Origin of the sequence: Streptomyces sp. NPDC046716, assembly GCF_040645755.1 — a bacterium.
In the GTDB taxonomy this organism is placed as follows: Bacteria; Actinomycetota; Actinomycetes; order Streptomycetales; family Streptomycetaceae; genus Streptomyces.
Genome location: NZ_JBEYYU010000048.1, coordinates 13,250 through 32,436 on the forward strand (window position 1 = coordinate 13,250; position 19,187 = coordinate 32,436).

At 71.8% G+C, this 19,187-nt stretch carries 18 protein-coding genes; 8 read left to right on the plus strand and 10 right to left on the minus strand.

Features of this window, described 5'->3' with window-relative positions; all coding sequences use genetic code 11:
• Positions 1-448: 448 nt before the first annotated feature.
• Positions 449-1,084 carry a helix-turn-helix domain-containing protein gene (locus ABZ930_RS29800; RefSeq protein WP_361554350.1) on the minus strand — a complete coding sequence of 212 codons (636 nt, stop codon included), beginning with the start codon at positions 1,082-1,084 and terminating at the stop codon, positions 449-451.
• 106 nt (positions 1,085-1,190) lie between these two features.
• On the opposite strand from ABZ930_RS29800, the gene ABZ930_RS29805 reads away from it, so the two are divergent.
• Entirely contained in the window at positions 1,191-2,399 is a 1,209-nt protein-coding gene (locus ABZ930_RS29805) for a pyridoxal phosphate-dependent aminotransferase (RefSeq protein WP_361554353.1), read from the plus strand.
• Positions 2,396-3,034, plus strand: a complete 639-nt coding sequence (locus ABZ930_RS29810) for a peptidase (RefSeq protein ID WP_361554356.1) — start codon at positions 2,396-2,398, stop codon at positions 3,032-3,034. Before ABZ930_RS29805 ends, ABZ930_RS29810 begins: the two co-directional genes overlap by 4 nt.
• 350 nt (positions 3,035-3,384) lie before the next feature.
• Here ABZ930_RS29810 and ABZ930_RS29815 read toward each other — a convergent pair whose 3' ends face one another.
• Positions 3,385-4,119, minus strand: a complete 735-nt coding sequence (locus ABZ930_RS29815; RefSeq protein WP_361554359.1) for a hypothetical protein — start codon at positions 4,117-4,119, stop codon at positions 3,385-3,387.
• A 72-nt stretch (positions 4,120-4,191) separates the two neighbouring features.
• Between ABZ930_RS29815 and ABZ930_RS29820 the strand changes: the two genes are divergently transcribed.
• Together ABZ930_RS29820 and ABZ930_RS29825 are read left to right on the plus strand one after the other, a co-directional pair.
• Positions 4,192-4,650: a hypothetical protein gene (locus ABZ930_RS29820; protein WP_361554362.1), complete on the plus strand. Its 459-nt coding sequence runs from the start codon at positions 4,192-4,194 to the stop codon at positions 4,648-4,650.
• 37 nt (positions 4,651-4,687) lie between these two features.
• Complete coding sequence (locus ABZ930_RS29825; protein ID WP_361554365.1) at positions 4,688-5,230, plus strand: hypothetical protein; 543 nt, start codon at positions 4,688-4,690, stop codon at positions 5,228-5,230.
• Positions 5,231-5,245: 15 nt separating this feature from the next.
• Here the strand turns inward: ABZ930_RS29825 and ABZ930_RS29830 are convergent, their stop codons facing one another.
• Positions 5,246-6,550, minus strand: a complete 1,305-nt coding sequence (locus ABZ930_RS29830; protein WP_361554368.1) for an SWIM zinc finger family protein — start codon at positions 6,548-6,550, stop codon at positions 5,246-5,248.
• Positions 6,547-9,414 carry a DEAD/DEAH box helicase gene (locus tag ABZ930_RS29835; RefSeq protein ID WP_361554371.1) on the minus strand — a complete coding sequence of 956 codons (2,868 nt, stop codon included), beginning with the start codon at positions 9,412-9,414 and terminating at the stop codon, positions 6,547-6,549. The genes ABZ930_RS29830 and ABZ930_RS29835 overlap by 4 nt, the downstream gene beginning before the upstream one ends.
• A 204-nt stretch (positions 9,415-9,618) precedes the next feature.
• Here ABZ930_RS29835 and ABZ930_RS29840 point away from each other — a divergent pair, with 204 nt between their 5' ends.
• The 4 genes from ABZ930_RS29840 (at position 9,619) to ABZ930_RS29855 (ending at position 12,452) form a co-directional block, all read left to right on the plus strand.
• Entirely contained in the window at positions 9,619-10,212 is a 594-nt protein-coding gene (locus tag ABZ930_RS29840; protein WP_361554374.1) for a histidine phosphatase family protein, read from the plus strand.
• 78 nt (positions 10,213-10,290) lie between these two features.
• Positions 10,291-10,932, plus strand: a complete 642-nt coding sequence (locus ABZ930_RS29845) for a hypothetical protein (RefSeq protein WP_361554377.1) — start codon at positions 10,291-10,293, stop codon at positions 10,930-10,932.
• Positions 10,933-11,051: 119 nt separating this feature from the next.
• Entirely contained in the window at positions 11,052-11,474 is a 423-nt protein-coding gene (locus ABZ930_RS29850; RefSeq protein WP_361554380.1) for a thioesterase family protein, read from the plus strand.
• A 189-nt stretch (positions 11,475-11,663) separates the two neighbouring features.
• Positions 11,664-12,452 carry a chitosanase gene (locus tag ABZ930_RS29855; RefSeq protein ID WP_361554506.1) on the plus strand — a complete coding sequence of 263 codons (789 nt, stop codon included), beginning with the start codon at positions 11,664-11,666 and terminating at the stop codon, positions 12,450-12,452.
• A gap of 102 nt (positions 12,453-12,554) precedes the next feature.
• On the opposite strand, the gene ABZ930_RS29860 is transcribed toward ABZ930_RS29855, so the two are convergent.
• From ABZ930_RS29860 to uraD, 6 genes are all read right to left on the minus strand, one after another.
• Positions 12,555-13,901 (minus strand): nucleobase:cation symporter-2 family protein, encoded by a 1,347-nt coding sequence (locus ABZ930_RS29860; RefSeq protein ID WP_361554509.1) that lies wholly within the window; start codon positions 13,899-13,901, stop codon positions 12,555-12,557.
• A 334-nt stretch (positions 13,902-14,235) separates the two neighbouring features.
• A complete protein-coding gene (locus ABZ930_RS29865) occupies positions 14,236-15,633 on the minus strand; it encodes an 8-oxoguanine deaminase (RefSeq protein WP_361554383.1) in 1,398 nt (465 codons plus the stop codon).
• 45 nt (positions 15,634-15,678) lie between these two features.
• The gene (locus tag ABZ930_RS29870) at positions 15,679-17,091 is read right to left on the minus strand and encodes a nucleobase:cation symporter-2 family protein (RefSeq protein ID WP_361554386.1); all 1,413 of its coding nucleotides are present in this window, start codon (positions 17,089-17,091) and stop codon (positions 15,679-15,681) included.
• Between the two features lie 88 nt (positions 17,092-17,179).
• Positions 17,180-18,115: a factor-independent urate hydroxylase gene (gene pucL / locus ABZ930_RS29875; protein WP_361554389.1), complete on the minus strand. Its 936-nt coding sequence runs from the start codon at positions 18,113-18,115 to the stop codon at positions 17,180-17,182.
• A 5-nt stretch (positions 18,116-18,120) separates the two neighbouring features.
• Entirely contained in the window at positions 18,121-18,519 is a 399-nt protein-coding gene (gene uraH, locus ABZ930_RS29880; RefSeq protein ID WP_361554392.1) for a hydroxyisourate hydrolase, read from the minus strand.
• Positions 18,519-19,043 carry a 2-oxo-4-hydroxy-4-carboxy-5-ureidoimidazoline decarboxylase gene (gene uraD / locus ABZ930_RS29885; RefSeq protein ID WP_361554395.1) on the minus strand — a complete coding sequence of 175 codons (525 nt, stop codon included), beginning with the start codon at positions 19,041-19,043 and terminating at the stop codon, positions 18,519-18,521. Before uraD ends, uraH begins: the two co-directional genes overlap by 1 nt.
• Positions 19,044-19,187 lie beyond the last annotated feature (144 nt).

Below are 19,187 nucleotides of genomic sequence, written 5' to 3' on the forward strand. Positions count from 1 at the left end.
TGGCCCCTTCCCGCGCAGTTCCCCGCGCCCCTCTTTTCCGGTTGTCGGTCGACAGCCGGCCGGTGGCCCCTTCCCGCGCAGTTCCCCGCGCCCCTCTTTTCCGGTTGTCGGTCGACAGCCGGCCGGTGGCCCCTTCCCGCGCAGTTCCCCGCGCCCCTGAGGCAGGCGCTGCGCGCCGCCTCCCCTGAGGCTGCGACTCCGCCGCGCCTCCTTGTCGAAGCGCCGGACGGGGCGCGCCTCTCTGCCGAGGCGCCGCATGGGGCGCGCCTCTCTGTCGAGGTGCCGGACGGGGCGCGCCTCTCTTGATGAGATGGCGCACGCAGTGCGCATCTCAGGGGCGCGGGGAACTGCGCGACCAGCCACGGCGAGAGCCGCGCGTGACGGACGGCACAGGGGCGCGGGGAACTGCGCGAGAAGCCCCGCCGGGGCGCGCCCGGCTACGAAGTCGTCAGGCGTCCGCGGCGAGGAGCCGCTTGGCCAGGGCGCCGTCACCCGAGACGGCGACCCGCCCGGCACGCGCTGCCTCCACCACCCCGACCTCCCCCCGGGCAACGGCCCCGCACACCTCCGCGTCCAACTCCAGCCGCACATCAGCAACCCCGCCCCCCAGGGGACCGTCCCCGTACACCGGCTCCCCGCCCAACCGCAGGTGGAACTCCCCTTCATCCACCCGCACCTCGACGACCCCCACTTCCCCGAGCGCCTCCAACTGCCGCAACAACGGCAGGGCCAGCCAATGCGCCCGCACCGCGTCGGTGGGCCGCCGCTCGGCGAGATCGGCCGCGCCCCACTCCCCCAGCGCCTGGAGCACCGGCAGCAACCCCCGCCCGCGCGGGGTGAGTTCATACACGTACACCGAAGCGGGCGCACCGAGCCGCCGCCGGGCCGCGAGCCCGTCGCGCTCCATGTCCTTCAGCCGCGAGGCCAGCATGTCCGTACTGACGCCGGGAAGGTCGGCGTGCAGATCGGTGTAGCGGCGCGGCCCGGCGAGGAGTTCGCGCACGATCAGGAGGGTCCAGCGGTCCCCGACGGAGTCGAGAGCGCGGGCCGCTGCGCAGTACTGGTCGTAGCTTCGGCGTGGCATGGCTCGCAGTCTATGCAACTTGTTGGACTTTCCAAGCGTCCACTTGGTAAAACCAAGTAACAACGGTTCAGCACAGTGACACCTGGTCCGCCTGGAGGGCAAGCGCATGGAGTTCCGGCAGTCGAGCAAGCTGAGCGAGGTCTGCTACGAGATCCGCGGCCCGGTGATCGAGCACGCCAACGCGCTGGAGGAGGCGGGCCACAGCGTCCTGCGCCTGAACACCGGAAACCCCGCGCTCTTCGGCTTCGAGGCGCCCGAGGAGATCGTCCAGGACATGATCCGGATGCTTCCGCAGGCGCACGGGTACACCGACTCGCGCGGCATCCTCTCGGCCCGCCGCGCGGTCGCCCAGCGCTACCAGACGCTCGGCCTGGAGGTCGACGTCGAGGACGTCTTCCTGGGCAACGGCGTGTCGGAGCTGGTCTCCATGGCCGTACAGGCGCTGATCGAGGACGGCGACGAAGTCCTCGTCCCCGCACCGGACTTCCCCCTGTGGACCGCGGTCACGACGCTCTCCGGCGGCAAGGCCGTGCACTATCTGTGCGACGAGCAGGCCGAGTGGTACCCGGACCTCGCCGACATGGAGTCGAAGATCACCGACCGCACCAGGGCGGTCGTCATCATCAACCCCAACAACCCCACCGGCGCCGTCTACCCCAAGGAGATCGTCGAGGGCATCCTCGACCTCGCCCGCCGCCACGGACTGATGGTCTTCGCGGACGAGATCTACGACCAGATCCTGTACGACGACGCCGTCCACCACAGCGCCGCCGCCCTCGCCCCCGACCTGGTCGTCCTCACCTTCTGCGGTCTTTCGAAGACGTATCGGGTGGCCGGGTTCCGCTCGGGCTGGCTGGTGATCACCGGGCCGAAGCAGCACGCGAAGAGCTATCTGGAGGGCCTGACGATGCTGGCCTCCATGCGGCTGTGCCCGAACGCGCCGGCCCAGTACGCCATCCAGGCCGCACTCGGCGGCCGCCAGTCCATCCATGAACTGACCGCCCCCGGGGGCCGGTTGCGCGAGCAGCGCGACAAGGCGTGGGAGAAGCTCAACGAGATCCCGGGCGTCAGCTGCGTCAAGCCCAAGGGCTCGCTCTACGCGTTCCCGCGCCTGGACCCGAAGGTGCACCCCATCGTCGACGACGAGAAGTTCGTCCTCGATCTGCTGCTGCGCGAGAAGATCCAGGTGGTGCAGGGCACGGGCTTCAACTGGCCGCGTCCCGACCACTTCCGGATCCTCACCCTCCCCTACGCTGACGATCTCGACGCCGCGATCAGCCGGATCGGGCGCTTCCTGAGCGGATACCGTCAGTGACCTCCTGCACCACCTGTCCGTACCCGAGCCACACCCAGTTCGCCTCGCCCGAGCTCGTCGGGCCCATCGTGAACGAGGGGTTCGACCGGGCCCTGGACCCCGCGTGGGCCGACTCGGGCGCGGCGACGGTCGAGGACTACACCCGCTGGTGCGGGCATCTGTGCGGGGCGACCTGTCTGCGGATGGCGCTCGGTGCCGGAGCGCCGTCCCTCTTCCAACTGCGCGACGGTGCGCTGAAGTTCGGCGCGTACACGGTGGACACCGACGGTGACATCCACGGAATGATCTACGCGCCGGCCGTGGCGTACCTGCGCCAGGAGCACGGCGTCGAGGCGGCGGTGCACCGGGAGCTGGCGGCGGACGGCATCGGCGCGCTCCTCGACGCGGGCCGGCTCGTCATCGCCTCCGTCCACTACGCGATCCGCCGCCCGCACGAGCCGGCGCCCGGCAGGGGCGGTCATCTGGTCCTGGTCACGGCCCGTACGGCGGACGGGTCCGGCTATCACTTCCACAATCCGTCGGGCACGGACGAGGCGACCCGCACCGCGTCGCTGCCGGTGGAGCGGTTCGCGGAGTTCTTCGCGGGACGCGGCATGTCGCTCGTCCCCCGACGTGCGGCGGTGCCGGAGGCGTAGCCTGCCCCCGGCACCTGGAATGCCGCTCATGTCGCGCCGGACCGCCTGGACCCCGGTCAGTCTCACAAGTCCCGCGTCCTGCCGTTGGACCACCGCCCATCGAGCTGGGCGGGCCGGATTCGAACCGGCACTACGGGATCGGGCCCGGGGACCCGCACTCCGGCGACGAGCGGCGCATGCTGAGTCTGGAGCGAGAGTCTGAGATTGACGACGGTACGCACTTCTCCGTGCGCACCGCGCTGTTCACGACAAGGCTCAGTTTCAGCTTTGCGCTCCTCGCGCACCCCGGCCGCCACCGTCACGCGGTGACGCCCGGGGAGTCTTCACGGTATCGGGACCGTGCCGGCGGCTCAGCCGAAGAGGTACCCGAAGATCGGGTCGCCGGCCCGCTGGTCGGTGACCTCCGACGCGTTCGCCTCCTCGCGGGCGAACTTGACCGCCTGCTGCACCTTCTCGACCCGGTCGAGGAGCTGCGACACGCGGCGGGCGGGCAGGGCGCCCGAGAACTTCACCGTCGTCCAGTACCCGACCGGCACGTCCTCGTAGTACACCTCGACCTGCGCCGGGTGCTTCTCGGTGGCCTCCGCCTTCACGTGGTTGCGCGGCACCTTCTTCGTGCGGACGGTCCGCACCGGCTCGGTGCGCCAGTCGTCGGTCGACGGGTCCTGCGTCCACGACTCGGCGGCGTCGAGCACGGGCAGCTTGCGCACGAGGGCGGCGAGGTCGGTCAACTGCTTCTCCAGGAACAGGAGATACGAGACCGGGGCCCGGCCGATGAGCACCTGCCCGTCGACGGTCACGTCGGCGCGCGCCTCGCAGTTCGCCCAGTCCTTCGTGGCGGTCACGTCGAACAGGCGGGTCAGCGACGTGGCGGTCTGCTTCAGCACGTCCTCGGCCCGCACCTGCACCCGGGTCGACTCGGGAGGCAGCTGCTCGCCCTCCTCGTCCTTGGGCTGGTACGTGCGCGCGATGCCGGCGAGCAGCGGCGCCTTCTGCAGTCCGTGGTGGGCTGTCGCGAGGTCCTGGTGGGCCTTGGCCTTCACGCCCTTCTCGACAGCGATGATCTGGTTGAGTTTCGTGGACACGTCTGTGACGGTAGCGAGTCGGCGGACGTGAAATCGACTGAATTAACGGCGCGTTGAGGGAGTACGACAACGGTGGACGCGGCTCTGATAGCGGTGCTCGGCACCCTGCTCGGCTCGGTGGTCACCCACTTCTTCCAGGGGCGGGCGAGCGTGCGCAGCGCGGAGCTGGCGCGCGCCGAGCAGGTGCGGCAGGAGCGGATCTCCACCTACAGCGCGTTCGCGGGCGCGCTGCACGACTACCGGCGCAGCCAGAACGACCGCTGGTTCCGGTCGCACGAGAACGCGCCGGAGGCGGTCGTGGACGCCTCCCGGTTCACGTCGTACGAGGCGCGGATCACCGCCCGGTCCGCGCTCACCCGCGTACAGCTGATCTGCGACGACGCACGCTTGCGTCAACTCGCCGAGCAGTCCTTCGAGTTCGTGAACTGTCTGCACGAGGCGACCGACGCGGACGACCGTGACCGGCGCTCCCAGCAGTCGAAGCGGACGCTGGACGCGTTCGTGTCGGCGGCGGCCCCGACGGTGCGCTGAGCGCGTACGAACACCTCCGCGCGGGCACCTCTTCCCCATGACGGACAAGCCGCTGCTGCTGCTCGACGTGGACGGCCCGCTCAACCCGTACGCGGACCGGTTCGCCCGGCTGCGCGGCTATCGCGCGCACCGGCTGAAGCCCTCGAACTGGATGTCGCGGCAGGAGCCGGGCTCGCGCCGGCACCGGCGGGGGCTGCGCGTGGTGCTGCACCCGGGGCACGGGGCGCTGCTGCGGGCGCTGCCGTACGAGCTGGCCTGGGCCACGACCTGGATGCACGAGGCGAACGAGATGATCGCGCCCGCGGTCGGGCTGCCGCGGGATCTGCCGGTCATCGAGTGGCCGCGGCTGTTCGCGACCGATCCGGACGGTCTGTACTGGAAGACGCGGACGCTCGTGGAGTGGGCGGCCGGGCGGCCCTTCGCCTGGGTCGACGACATGGTGACCGACGCCGACGTGGCGTACGTGGCCGAGCGTCACGGGGCGCCCGCGCTGCTGCTCACCGTCCATCCCCGGCACGGCCTGCGGACCGCGGATTTCGTGCGGCTGCGCTCCTGGGCCGAGGAGTTGGGCCGCTCGTAGAGCGTGTGGCGGGCCTCAGCGGCCGAGGACGGTGTCCAGGGCCGTCACCGGGTCCCGGGCCGGGTCGCCGCGGGGCCACCAGTCGTCGCGGCCCGGGTCGGACTCGTAGCCGTACCACAAGCCGTCGCGGCCGAGGCGGAGTTGGACCGACGGTGTGGAGAGGTGGTTGCGGCGGGGGCGGAACTCCGGGTGGCCCTGGGCGAGCAGCGCCGGGCGGGCCCGGTCGAAGGGGCCGGCGGGCGGGTCCCACTCCTCCTCCAGGACCGAGAGCCCCTCGAGGCCGCCCTGGCGCCAGGCGGCGACGGCGCGGGCCAGGTCGGCGGGGGTGCGGCCGGTGCCGCGGGAGAGCGAGGCGTAGAGCGTGCGGGTGGCGGCGGTGAGCCCCGAGCCGGGGTGTCCCGCGGCGACGCGGACGGCGTCCTGCCACGGGGTGAGCCCGGCGATCGGGTCGCTGCCGGTGGTGAGCAGGGCGTGCGCGCGGGCGCCCGCCTCGGTGGCCAGCAGATCGAGGGCGAGCGGGTCGGGGCCCTGCGGGTGCTGCGGGTAGGACGGCGGCCGCTCGGGGTGGTCCGGGGCGGGGAACTCCGGTGGGAGCGGGGGGAGTTCGGCGCGGGGCGCGAAGACGTCGCGGGCGGGGACCGTGTCGATCCCGGGGGCCGCCGCGCCGGTCTGCTCCGCCGCCGTGTGCGTGGCGTTGCGCCGGGTCAGCGACGTGAGCAGTTCCTGCTCGCCGCGTCCGCGCAGCAGGAACAGCACGAACGGGTCCTCGTCGAGGAGCCGCGCCGTCTGGTAGCAGAGCGCCGCCGCGTGCTTGCACGGGTGGGCGCGGTCGGGGCAGGTGCACTCGGGTGTCAGGTCGTCGGCGGTCGGCAGCAGGTCGACGACGGCGGCGAGCGCGTGCGGCACGTCCTTGTCGAGCAGGGAGGCCATGTGGTCGGGGCGGGCGGCCGCCGTGTCGAGGAAGCGGTCCCAGGCCTCGTCGGAGAGCGGGCGCAGGCGCAGTTCGGCCCGGTAGGGGCGGGGGCGGGAGCCGTGCACGTAGGCGACGGCGCGGCCCGGTGTGACGGTGATCGCGTCGACGTGGCCGCGGTCCGCGTAGGTCCGGCCGCGGGCGAGGCGGGCCGGGTCGAGGGCGGTGTCCTCCAGGGCGTCCACCCACGCGTTCCCCCACCAGGTCAGCGCCGCGTCGCCGGTCTGCGCGCGCGGCGGCAGCGGCGGGAAGGTGCGCCGGCCGTCGGTGTGCCGGGCCTGCGCCTGCTCGGCCGCCCGGGCCCGGCCGGGGATGTGGGCGCCGGGACGTCCGGTGTCGCCGCGTCTCATTCCGGCCCCCTCCTCAGCGATACGAGATCGCTCAGCTCACGGTCGGTCAGTTCGGTGAGCGCCGCCTCGCCGGAGCCGAGGACGGCGTCCGCCAGGGCCCGCTTGGCCGCGAGCAGTTCGGCGATCCGGTCCTCGACCGTGCCCTCGGTGATGAGCCGGTGCACCTGCACGGGCTGGGTCTGGCCGATGCGGTAGGCCCGGTCGGTGGCCTGCTCCTCCACCGCCGGGTTCCACCAGCGGTCGAAGTGGACGACATGGCCCGCGCGCGTGAGGTTGAGTCCGGTGCCCGCCGCCTTCAGGGACAGCAGGAAGACGGGGATCTCGCCGGACTGGAACCGGTCCACCATGCGCTCGCGCTCGGCGACCGGGGTGCCGCCGTGCAGCAGCTGGCTGGGGATCGCGCGGGTGGTCAGGTGGGTGGACAGGAGGCGGGCCATGGACACGTACTGGGTGAAGACCAGCACCGAGCCGCCGGAACCTCCTTCGGCGAGGATCGTGTCCAGCAGCTCGTCCAGCAGGGCGAGCTTGCCGGAGCGTCCGATCAGGCGCGGGCGGGTCTGCTCGCCCTCCTTCAGGTACTGGGCGGGGTGGTTGCACACCTGCTTCAGGGAGGTCAGCAGCTTCATGATGAGGCCGCGGCGGCCGATGCCCTCGGCTTCCTCGATCTGCGCCATGGACTCGCGGACGACCGCTTCGTAGAGCGAGGCCTGCTCGCGGGTGAGCGGCGCAGGGTGGTCGGACTCGGTCTTGGGCGGCAGCTCGGGGACGATGCCCGGGTCGGACTTCTTGCGGCGCAGGATGAAGGGGCGGACCAGCCGGGACAGGCGCTCGATCGCCTCGGGGTTCTCCAGCGGGCCCTCGCCCTCGACGGCCCGCGCGTGCCGGGCGCGGAAGGCCTTGAGCGGGCCGAGCAGGCCGGGGGTCGTCCAGTCGAGCAGCGCCCACAGCTCCGACAGGTTGTTCTCCACCGGGGTGCCGGTGAGGGCCACGCGCGCGGGGGTGTCGATGGTGCGCAGGGCCTTCGCCGTCGCCGAGTTGGGGTTCTTGACGTGCTGTGCCTCGTCGGCGACGACCATGCCCCAGTCGTGCCCGGCGAGGTCGGCGGCGCGGGTGCGCAGGGTGCCGTAGGTGGTGAGGACGAAGCCTCCGGTGCCGTCGTCGAGGCTGCGGTCGGCGCCGTGGAAGCGGCGGACGGGGACGCCGGGCGCGAACCTCTCGATCTCGCGCTGCCAGTTGCCGAGCAGCGACGCGGGGCAGACGACGAGGGTGGGCTGCGGCCGGTCGCGGCGCAGGTGCAGCGCGATGAGGGTGACCGTCTTGCCGAGGCCCATGTCGTCGGCGAGGCAGCCGCCGAGTCCGAGCGAGGTCATGAGGTCGAGCCAGGCGAGGCCGCGCAGTTGGTAGTCGCGCAGGGTGGCGCGCAGGGCGGGCGGCGGCTCGACCGTGTCGAGGCCCCGGGTGAGCCGGTCGCGCAGCTCGGCGAGGCGTCCGGTGGGCACGGCGGCGACCCGCTCGCCGTCGACCTCGGCCTCCCCGGTGAGGGCGACCGCGAGGGCGTCGACGGGCTGGAGGAGGCCCAGCTCCCGCTTGCGTGCCTTGCGGACGAGGTCGGGGTCGACGACCACCCACTGGTCGCGGAGCCGGACGACGGCCCGGTGCGACTCGGCGAGCCGGTCCATCTCCCGCTCGGTCAGCGGGTCGCCGTCGAGCGCCAGCTGCCAGTTGAACGCCATCAGGTCGTCGGCGTCGAAGAACGTCGTGCCGTCGGTCGCCGAGCCCGGCGCGGTCCGCGCGCGCACCACGGCGGTGGCGGTCAGCGAGCGGGCCAGCTCGCGCGGCCAGTGCAGGGAGACACCGGCCTTGGCGAGCCGCGCCGCGCCGGGCCCGAGCAGGTCGATCAGCTCGCTCTCGGCGAGGGCCAGCACGTCGGGGACGTCCTGCTCCAGGAGGCGGCCGAGTGGCGGCCAGGCGGCGACCGCCCGGCGCACCGCGAGCACGGCGTCGATCCGGGCGCGCGGCCCGAAGTGGTCGTCGGCGTCGCCCGCCCACAGGTGTGCGGCGTCGACCACGCGCGTGGGGTCGGCGAGGCTGTGCACCTGTACGACGGCGGTCCCCGCGCGGCGCGCCTCGGGGGCGGGCGGGGCGCCGGTGCCGTCGTCGGCGCCCTCTGCGGGGTCCTCGGTGTCGAACAGGTCCTTGTTCGACAGGTCGAGCCGGAGGGAGATCTTCACGCCCGCGTCGAGCCCGGCGGCCGCCTCCACCGCCCAGGGCCGCGCCTGCGGGATGTGCTGTGCGGCGGCGGCGGCGAACGGGGCGCCCGCCGCGTGCGCCGCCGCCGGGGTGCGCGGCAGCGCGTCGGCCACGGCGTCGAGGAACGCCCGCACCAGCGCCTGCGGATCGGGCACCTGGACGGGCCTGCGGCCGGCCACCGGCACGGCGAAGCCCTCGGGCGGCAGGGCGGCGGCGATCCCCTTGAGCTGGGCGACGTCGTCCTCGTCGAGCGGGCCCGCGCGCCAGGCGTCGTGGTCGGACGCGGTGAGTCCGGGCAGCAGCCGGCCGCGGGCGACGAGATGCAGCGCGTGCGCGGCGGCCGCGCCCCAGGCCGCGGCGGCGGGGTGGGCGCCCGCGGTGCGGCGGGCCCGCACCAGCAGGGGCAGCGCGTCGACGACGGGCAGGACGAGGGCGGGCACCTGGCGGCTGCGCACGCCCGCTCCGTGCGGCCGCACCACGGCGATCTCCGCGTCGGCGCCCGGCAGGCCCGCCGGGTCGTCCGGGGACCAGAACGCGATCCGGCCCTCGCGCGGCAGCGGCGCGGGCAGGAAGACGGCGGCGGCGCGCAGCACGGCACCCGGCAGTTCCGGCACGGCGACCCGGCCTCCTCTCTCTGCGCTCGGCGGACCCGCTCGGCCCGCTCGATCCCTACGATCCGTTCGATCTCTGAAACCTTACGGGCCGGGTCGGACAATCCCCGCTGCCTGCGGTGACGCGCGCCCCGGGTACGGTTCCAGCGAGAATGTCCCTTGCATGTCCTGTGAACCATTTCGGACCCTGACAGAACGGTGCGCGCCTTGGGTGACCTGCTCCTTGTCCGGCACGGCGAGACCGAGTGGGCCCTGACGGGCCAGCACACCGGCCTCACCGACCTCCCGCTGACCGAGAACGGTCGGGAGGAGGCGCGCCGGGTCGCGCCGCTCGTCGGCAGCTACCACGTGGGCGCCGTCTTCGTCAGCCCGCTGCAGCGCGCGCGGGAGACCGCCGAACTGGCCGGCCTCTCCCGTGTCACCGTCGATCACGACCTGGTCGAATGGGACTACGGCGCCTACGAGGGCGTGACCACGCGGGAGATCCAGCGCACGCGGCCCGACTGGTTCCTCTTCGACGACGGGGTGCCGGAGGGGCCGCCGGAGCATCCCGGTGAGACGCCCGAGGAGGTGGGGGCGCGGGCCGACCGGATGCTGTCCAAGGTCGACGCGGCCCTCGCCAACAACGAGGGCAGCGTGGTGCTCGTCTCGCACGGTCACTTCCTGCGGGTGCTGACCGCGCGCCGGCTGGGGCTGCCGCCGTCGGGCGGTGCCCACTTCCTGCTGTCGACCGGCACGGTGAGCCGGCTGACCTTCGAGCACGGCAGGCCCGTGATCTCGGGCTGGAACCTGCGGCCCTGAGGCCGTTGTCAGTCCGGTCGTGCACCATCGTCGGCAGGGAGTCCGCGGCCGACGGCACTCCCGAGACGGGGGTGTGCCATGACCAGACCGCCGACCGCCGCACAGCGGCGCGTCATCGAGGCCGCCGAGCCGGAGACGGGCCGGATCACCGGGACCGGGACCCAGCTCGCGCGGCTCGTCGCGCTGCGCCTCGCGTTCCGGCACCCCCGGCCGCCGCACGACCACTTCCTGACGCCGGCGGGCCACCGGATCCGCGAGGCCGCCGACGCGGCGCCACCAACCGGACCGCGCCCGGAGCCCGCGGCGGAGCCGTCCGCGCCGGGCGGGGTCTTCACGGCGCGGCTGGGCGGTGAGCCGGACGCCGTCGCCACGCCGGCGCGGGCCCGTGAGGTGCGCACGGCCTGGCAGGGGCTGCTGGAGATACGCCGGATGACGCATCCGGACGGGGCGACCGACCGGCCGTGTGTGTGGGAGCGGGGCCGCCTCGCGCACTCCGCGGCCCTCGCCCTGGAGGCGGCGGGCTGTGTCCCGGCGACAGAGACGCTGCCCGGCTACCGGGTGACGGACACCCCGCAGCCCGAGGCCGTCGCCGTCCGGCATCCCGAGCCCGCCGCCCTCACGGCCTGCGCGGAGGCGCTCCGCCGGGCGGGCTGGCAGGTGAGCGAGCACGCGCGGCCGCGCGGCGGCCGCTATCTGCTGGCCTCACCGAGACGGACCTGAGCCGGGCGTCCCGGTGCGGAATGCCGGGCGGCGGCGCCCGGTTGAACCCGTCGACCGGACCTGAGCGAGCGCTCAGGTCGGCCCACCACCAGGTTCACCTGGTCGTCGAGAGGATCATCGTGACAGAGCCGTTCTCCGTCCGGGTCGAGGTACGCGGGTACGAGACCGACACGCAGGGCCATCTCAACCAGGCGGTGTACCTGCAGTACGCGGAGCACGCCCGGTGGGAGATGCTGCGGCGCGGCGGCATCGAGCAGCACGATCTGCTCGCGCGGCGGGTGGGTCCCGTCGTGCTGGAGACGACCATCCGCTACCTGCGGGAGCTGCGCGCGGGCGACGCCGTGGACGTGGAGTGCGTCTTCGAGTGGGGCGAGGGCAAGACGTTCCGCGTGCTCCAGGCGATCCGGCGGACCGACGGCACCCTGTCGGCCGAGATCACCGGCGTGGGCGGCGTGCTGGACCTCGACCGGCGCAAGCTGGTGGCGCACCCCGGGGAGATCTTCAAGGAGCTCGCGCAGGACCCCGCCGTCTTCGGCCTGTAGTGCCCGGCGGCCGCTCCCGCCGGCCGCCCGCACGCCCAACTCCCCGCACCCCGGGCCGCCTTGACGGGTATACGTCACGCCGAATTTCTGGTAGGAAACCTTCCTAACAGTCGACGGAACGACGAACTCCCCTCTGGAGGACCCGTGCCCACCCCCCACATACGCACCTCCCGCCCCTCCCGTCGCACCATGCTCGCCCTCCTCGGGGCCACGGCCGTAGCGGCCCCGCTGCTGACCACCCAGCTCGCCGGCGCGGCTCCGGTCGCCGCCGCCGGGGTCGACGATCCGGCGAAGAAGGAGATCGCCATGAAGCTGGTGTCGAGCGCGGAGAACTCCTCGCTCGACTGGAAGGCCCAGTACGAGTACATCGAGGACATCGGCGACGGCCGCGGCTACACCGCCGGGATCATCGGCTTCTGCTCCGGCACCCACGACATGCTCGACCTCGTCGAGCTCTACGCCGAACGCAAGCCCGGCAACGTCCTCGCGAAGTACCTGCCCGCGCTGCGCGACGTCGACGGCAGCGACTCGCACGACGGCCTGGACCCGGACTTCCCGAAGGACTGGGCGAAGGCGGCCCAGGACTCCGCGTTCCAGCAGGCGCAGAACGACGAGCGCGACCGGGTGTACTTCAACCCGGCGGTCGAGCAGGGCAAGGCCGACGGGGTCGGCACGCTCGGCCAGTTCACGTACTACGACGCCATCGTGATGCACGGCGACGGAGGCGACCCGACGAGCTTCTCCGGCATCCGCAAGCGCGCCCTGGGCCAGGCGAAGCCGCCGGCGCAGGGCGGCGACGAGACCACCTGGCTGAACGCCTTCCTCGACGCGCGGGTGTGGGCGATGAAGCAGGAGGAGGCGCACAGCGACACCAGCCGCGTCGACACCGCCCAGCGCGTGTTCCTGCAGAAGGGCAACCTGAACCTGGACCCGCCGCTGGACTGGAAGGTCTACGGGGACAGTTACCACATCGGCTGACCAGCACCCCCGAAGGAGCCCGGACAGCACCGACGCCGCCCCCGGATCTCGGGAGCGGCGTCGGCCTTGCGGAAGAGGACGGTCGAGGGCGGGTCCGGCGGGTCAGTGCGCGGCGGCGGACGTCGTGCGCTGCTCCGCGATCGCCCCGCCCGACTCCATCGGGGCCGTCACGTCGTCCGCTTCGCGTCCGCGGCCCAGGTGGTTGAAGACCAGGTTGAGCAGGACCGCCGCGACGCAGCCGGTGGAGATGCCCGAGTCCAGGATGATCTTCGCGCGCTCCGGGAACGCGTGGTAGAACTCCGGCGCCGCGATGGGGATCAGGCCCACGGCGAGCGAGACGGCGACGATCAGGACGTTGTTGTCCTTGTCCAGGCCCGCCTTGACGAGGGTCTGGATACCGCTGGCCGCGACCGAGCCGAAGAGGACGACGCCCGCGCCGCCGAGGACCGGGCGGGGCACGACCGCGATCAGGGACGCGGCCATCGGGCACAGACCCATCAGGACGAGGAAGCCGCCGCCGACCGCGACCACGAACCGGCTGCGGATCCTGGTCATCGCCACCAGGCCGATGTTCTGGGCGAAGGCGCTGCACATGAAGCCGTTGAAGACCGGGCTGATCGCCGTGCCGAGGGTGTCGGCGCGCAGGCCGGCCGCGATGGTCTTCTCGTCGGCGGGACGGTCGACGATCTCGCCGAGCGCGAGCATGTCCGCCGTCGACTCCGTCATCGACACGACCATGACGACGATCATCGACACGATGGCCGCGCCGGCGAACTGCGGGGCGCCGAAGTGGAACGGGGTCGGGAAGCCGACGATGTCCGCGTCGCCGACCGGCGAGAAGTCCGTGACGCCGAACGGGATCGCGACGAGCGTGCCGACGACCAGGCCGAGCAGCACCGCGATCTGCTTGACGAAGCCGGTGGTGAACCGGCGCAGCAGCAGCACGATGACGAGGGTGATCCCGGCGAGGGCCAGGTTCTTCATGGAGCCGTAGTCGGCGGCCTTGGCGTCGGGCCCCTGGGCCCAGCCGAAGGCGACCGGCATCAGCGAGATGCCGATGAGCGTGATGACCGTACCCGTGACGACCGGCGGGAAGAAACGAATCGCCTTGGAGAAGAAGGGCGCGGCGATGAAGCCGAGGAGGCCCGCGACGATCACCGCGCCGAAGATGATCGGCAGGGCGTCGCTCTTGTCCTTCGTGGAGTCGACGACGGCGAGCATCGGGGCCACGCCCGCGAACGTCACGCCGTTGACGAAGGGCAGCCGGGCGCCGATCTTCCAGATGCCGAGCGTCTGGAGGAAGGTGGCGAGGCCCGCCGTGAAGAGGCAGGCGCCGGTCAGGAACGTGAGGTCCTTCGCCGAGAGACCTATGTAGGCGCCGACGATGAGTGGGGGCGCGACCACGCCCGCGTACATGGCGGCCACGTGCTGGAGGCCGGTCGTCGCCATCTTGAGCGGGGGCAGGGTCTCGTCGACCGGATGTTTGGTATGTCCCGCTTCCTGGTCGGCGGGGGTGGTGCCTTGCTTGGTGAACCTGGGCTTCGTCGCCACTGCGGCTCCTCCGGTTGTTTTCCAGTCCCGGACGGTCGCCGGCACTTTTCGCTTCTGGGAGGTGGTGCAAGGTCGTGCGGTGGTACCCGATATGCGGTTGTCGTGCGCCCAGGTAGTGCGGACCGCCCCGGGAACGTGAAGCTTTGGGCCACGTTCCGGGGCGGCACCCGAGCAGCCCGCTCGGCTGCTCGGGTCCGGCCGGGGACCGTCCTCCCCGGCCGGACTTCTCGGGTCAGGCCCGCGCGGCGATCCGCGCCAGGCGCTGCGCCTCGTCCCGCGTGGAGCGGGCGATGGCGTCCTCGTCGACGTGCAGGAGGCGGCTGTCCTCCACCACCGGTACGCCGTTGACGAGGGAGAGGGTGACCGGGGCGGCCGCGCCGAAGACGAGCGCGGTGACCGGGTCGAGGATGGAGGAGTGGGCGAGGGTGTCCATCTTCCACAGCACGAGGTCGGCCAGCTTCCCGGCCTCCAGGGAGCCGATCTCCGCCGCCCTGCCCAGCACCTGGGCGCCGCCGTACGTGCCGAGGCGCAGCGCCTGACGGGCGTTCAGGGCGGCCTCGCGGTGGGCGCCGAGGCGGTTGATCAGGAGCGCGTTGCGCAGTTCGGTGTGGAGTTCGCCGGACTCGTTGGAGGCGGTGCCGTCGACGCCGAGGCCGACCGGGACACCGGCGGCGAGCATGTCGGGGACGCGGGCGATGCCGGCCGCGAGGCGGGCGTTGGACGACGGGCAGTGCGCGACACCCGTCTTCGTGCGGCCGAACGCGGCGATGTCGGAGTCGTTCATGTGGACGCTGTGCGCCATCCACACGTCCTCACCGAGCCAGCCCGTCGACTCGAAGTAGTCGGTGGGGCCCATGCCGAACAGCTCGTGGCAGAACTTCTCCTCCTCGACCGTCTCGCTGCCGTGGGTGTGCAGCCGTACGCCGAGACGGCGGGCCAACTCGGCGCCCTGCTTGAGGAGTTCGGTGGAGACGGAGAACGGCGAGCAGGGGGCGACGGCCACCTGGGTCATCGCGCCGAAGGAGGCGTCGTGGTGCTTCTTGACGGTCTCCTCGGTCGCCGCGAGGGCGCCTTCGAGGGTCTCGACGGCGAAGTCCGGCGGCAGGCCGCCGTCCTTCTCGCTGCGGTCCATGGAGCCGCGGGCCAGGGTGAAGCGCACGCCCATCTCGGAGGCGGCACGGATGATCGACCCGGAGAGGTCGCCCGACCCCTGCGGGAAGACGTAGTGGTGATCCATCGCGGTGGTGACACCGCCGCGGGCCATCATCGCGAGGGAGCCCTGCGCGGCCGCGTACGTCATCTGCTCGTCGATGCGCGCCCAGGTCGGGTACAGCGCCACCAGCCAGTTGAACAGGTTGTGGTCCGTCGCCAGACCGCGGGTGATCCACTGGTAGAAGTGGTGGTGCGTGTTGACCAGGCCGGGCGTGACGAGGTGGCCGGTGCCGTCGATGCGGCGCACGACGTTCTCGAGGCCCTCGGGCGCGCTGCCCGCGCCGATGGACTCGATGACGTTGCCCGCGACGACGATGTGGCCCGAGGCGTACTCGGTGTCCTGGGCGTCGACCGTCGCGATGGCGACGTTCTCGATGACGATGCGGTCTGCCGAAGAAGAAGCCGTGGAAGGTGCCATGGTGCTTCCTTCATTTCTTGAGTGGCGATTGGGCACGGCAGGACCCTAGGAGGATTTGAGTGCCGCGGGCGCGCTGGCGCTGCCGCGGGTGCCGAGATGGTGGAAGAAGAGGTTCAGCGATACGGCGACGAGCGCGCCGGCGCTGATGCCGGAGCCGAGCACGGTCTGCGCCCAGGCCGGGAAGTCGGCGTAGAAGGTGGGCGCGGCGAGCGGGATGATGCCCGCGCCGAGCGAGACGGCCACCAGGATGATGTTGGAGCTGTCGTCGAGGCCCGCCTCCGACAGCGTACGGATGCCGCTGACGGCGATGGAGCCGAAGAGGACGATGCCCGCGCCGCCGAGAACCGGCATGGGGACCATCGAGACGACCGCGCCGAGCACCGGGAAGGCGCCGAGGATCAGCAGGGCGCCGCCCGCGACGGCGACGACGTACCGGCTGCGCACCTTGGTGAGCGAGACGACGCCGACGTTCTGCGCGAAGGCGGAGGTGGGGAAGCCGCCGAAGACCGGGCCGAGGAAGGTGGCGATGCCGTCGGTGCGCAGCCCGCGCGTGATGGTCCTGCCATTGCAGTCGCGCTCGCAGATCTCGCCGATGGCCAGCATGCCGGCGCTCGACTCGGTCATCAGGACGAGCATGACGAGGCAGAGCGAGACGATCGCGGCGGGCTGGAACTCGGGCGTGCCGAAGGCGAACGGGGTCGGCAGGGCGGCCACCGGCGCCGACTTGATGGAGCTGAAGTCGGCCATGCCGAACGGGATCGCGGCGAGCGTGCCGATCAACAGGCCGAAGAGCAGGGCGACTTGCTTGACGAAGCCCTTGCCGAAGCGCTGGATCAGCAGGATCACGACGAGGGTGAAGCCGGCGAGTGCGAGGTAGCGCATGTCGCCGTAGTCGGCGGCGGTCTTGTCGCCGCCCTGGGCCCAGCCGACGGGCACGGGCATCAGGGTCACGCCGATGAGGGTGATGACGACGCCGGTGACGAGCGGCGGGAAGAAGCGCAGGAGCCGTCCGAAGAACGGTCCGATGGCGAGGCAGAAGACGCCCGCGACCATCACCGCCCCGTAGATGGCGGGGAGTTGGTCGCCGGTGGCGTTGGTCTCGGCGATGGCCAGCATGGGCGCGATGCCCGCCGACGACGCGGCGTTCACGAAGGGCAGCCGGTTGCCGACGAACCCCTTGACGCCGAGCGTCTGGAGCAGGGTGGCCACTCCGGCGATGAGCAGAGACGCGGCGATCAGCCGGGTCTGGCCGGCGGTGTCCAGGTGGACGGCCTGGCCGATGATGAGCGGAGGGGTGACGACGCCGGCGTACATGGCGGCGATGTGCTGGAGCGCGGCGGGGACGAGCCGCGAGGCGTGGAGCTTTTCGTCCACCGGGTGCACCTTGGTGACTTCGACGGTGCCGTCCGGCAGGGTGGAACACGGGCCTTCGGCCGGCCCCTTTGCAGGCGTTGCCATGTTGTTCCCTCCGGGAGGGGGTGCCCCCGCCCACTGCGGGTGGGTGGGGGCACGCCTCACAAGGACTCACGAGGACATGACGATGACCTCAGAGGTTGGTCATGTCGGTCGGGATGCGCTGCTCGGCGCCGTCGCGCAGGATGGTGGCCTCGATCAGGCCGTACGGGCGGTCGGCGGCCCAGTACACGGCGCCGTCCTTCGCCTCGTTCTCCAGGCCGAAGGCCGAGAGGTCCTGGCGGAAGTGGTGCTTGTTCGGCGCGGAGAAGCGGATCTCGTCGATCTCGGCGCGGTTGTTGATGACGCGCGAACCCATCTGGAAGAGGGTCTGCTGGAGCGAGAGCGAGTACGTCTCGACGAAGGCCTGGAGGATGTGCTTCCTGGCCTGCTCGTAGGACTTGTTCCACTGGGGCGTGCGCTCGCCCTCGGCGCCCGTCCAGTTGTGCCGCCACCACGTGGAGAGCGACGTGGCGAGGATGCGGTCGTAGTCCTCCTTGAGCGTCGTGTACTTGTCCTTGATGTAGCCCCAGAACTCGGAGTTCGTGGTGTTCATGACCGTCAGGTCCTTGAGACCGGACAGCACCTCGAACTTCTCGCCGTCGTAGGTGACCTGCACGAGCCGCGTCTCCTGGCCCTTGCGGACGAAGGAGTGCTGGACCTCGTCGGCACCGATGAAGTTGGAGCCCGCGTCGGAGCCGGCGATGCGCTCCCAGGCGTACTCCTCGATGCGGATGCGCGACCGGTGGATGGACGGCTGGCTGTCGACGAAGTGCCGGGCAAGCTCTATCCCGTACTGCTCCGCCGACTCGATGCCGTGTTCCTTGGCGAAGGCGAAGCAGGTGTTCTTGGTGGTGTCGGTCGGCAGGCAGTTGGCGTTCGACCCGGTGAGGTGGACGTCGGAGAGGTCACCGCTGAGGGCGACCGAGACGTTCAGGTCCTTGATGTGGTGAGTGTCGCCGTCCCGCGTGATCTTTACGACTCGGTTCTCGGCCTTGCCGTACTGGTTCTGTCCCAGGATCGTGGGCATGTCTGCTAGCTCCCTCGGTAAACGGAGTAGCCGAACGGGTTGAGCAGCAGCGGTACGTGGTAGTGCTCGCCCGGCGTGACGGCGAACGTGATCGCCACCTCCGGGAAGAACGCTCCGCTCGTGCCGCTGTCCCGACTCGCGGGGGCGTCCTGCTGCGCATCGGCTTGCTTTTTGTCGAAGTACGCCTCGGTCTCGAAGTCGAGCCGTACGTGGGTGGTTCCCTCCGGCAGGGCCGGGAGGTCCTTGCAGCGCCCGTCAGCGTCGGTGGCCGAACCGCCGAGCGCCGCCCAGGCGGCGCCCGAACCGGCGCGTGCCGCAAGGGAGATGGCGACGCCCTCGGCGGGGCGTCCGATGCTGGTGTCCAGGATGTGCGTGGACACCGACGCCGTGGTCTCGGTGCTCATCAGGCGTTGTCCCCTTCTTCTGCGAGGCGGGTCAGGCGGATGCGGTTGATCTTGCCCAGTTCGGTGCGGACGATCGCCCGCTCCTGCTCGGGCGTGTTCGCGATGCGCGCCTTGAGGGCCTCGAGCATCTGTGCGCCGGTGGCTCCGGTGGCGCAGATGAGGAAGACATGTCCGAACCGGTCCTGGTAGGCCAGGTTCAGTTCGAGCATCTCCGCCTTGAGTTCCTCGGAGGCCCCCGCCATGCCGCGCTGCTCGCGCGAGGAGGTCGGGTCGCCGGGCTTCGGGCGGCCGATCGGCGGGTGCCCCGCCATCGCCTCGGTGAGGTCGTCGGCGCTCAGCTCGGCCGTCGCGGCGTCGCTGGCCTCGAAAAGGGCCTCTACGGTGGCGAAGGGGCGCTGGGCGAGCAGCTTGCTCCCCCACGCCGATGAAGCACACACCTCGTGGAGCTCGGCCTGGGCCGCGCTCTCGTCCGAGGCGTTGAACCGGGTCAACCCCCGATGTGTGCCTGATGTACCTGAAGTCACGGGATGCCTCCGTGGCCTTGTGCTGGACGGGCTGCGGATAGCTAACGCCCTCGGAAACACCGCGTCAACACTTTGTTGAAAACTTGGAGTGACGAAAACCGCCGTTCGATAGTCGGACGGCGGTTCGGGAAGAGGAGGATCTGT

Bases quoted from the DNA above. Each gene is read 5' to 3' on its own strand.
- ABZ930_RS29800 (WP_361554350.1), bottom strand. From the start codon at position 1,084: ATGCCACGCCGAAGCTACGACCAGTACTGCGCAGCGGCCCGCGCTCTC.
- ABZ930_RS29805 (WP_361554353.1), top strand. From the start codon at position 1,191: ATGGAGTTCCGGCAGTCGAGCAAGCTGAGCGAGGTCTGCTACGAGATC.
- ABZ930_RS29825 (WP_361554365.1), top strand. From the start codon at position 4,688: ATGACGGACAAGCCGCTGCTGCTGCTCGACGTGGACGGCCCGCTCAAC.
- ABZ930_RS29830 (WP_361554368.1), bottom strand. From the start codon at position 6,550: ATGAGACGCGGCGACACCGGACGTCCCGGCGCCCACATCCCCGGCCGG.
- ABZ930_RS29845 (WP_361554377.1), top strand. From the start codon at position 10,291: ATGACCAGACCGCCGACCGCCGCACAGCGGCGCGTCATCGAGGCCGCC.
- ABZ930_RS29855 (WP_361554506.1), top strand. From the start codon at position 11,664: ATGCTCGCCCTCCTCGGGGCCACGGCCGTAGCGGCCCCGCTGCTGACC.
- ABZ930_RS29860 (WP_361554509.1), bottom strand. From the start codon at position 13,901: ATGGCGACGACCGGCCTCCAGCACGTGGCCGCCATGTACGCGGGCGTG.
- ABZ930_RS29865 (WP_361554383.1), bottom strand. From the start codon at position 15,633: ATGGCACCTTCCACGGCTTCTTCTTCGGCAGACCGCATCGTCATCGAG.
- ABZ930_RS29870 (WP_361554386.1), bottom strand. From the start codon at position 17,091: ATGGCAACGCCTGCAAAGGGGCCGGCCGAAGGCCCGTGTTCCACCCTG.
- pucL (WP_361554389.1), bottom strand. From the start codon at position 18,115: ATGCCCACGATCCTGGGACAGAACCAGTACGGCAAGGCCGAGAACCGA.
- uraH (WP_361554392.1), bottom strand. From the start codon at position 18,519: ATGAGCACCGAGACCACGGCGTCGGTGTCCACGCACATCCTGGACACC.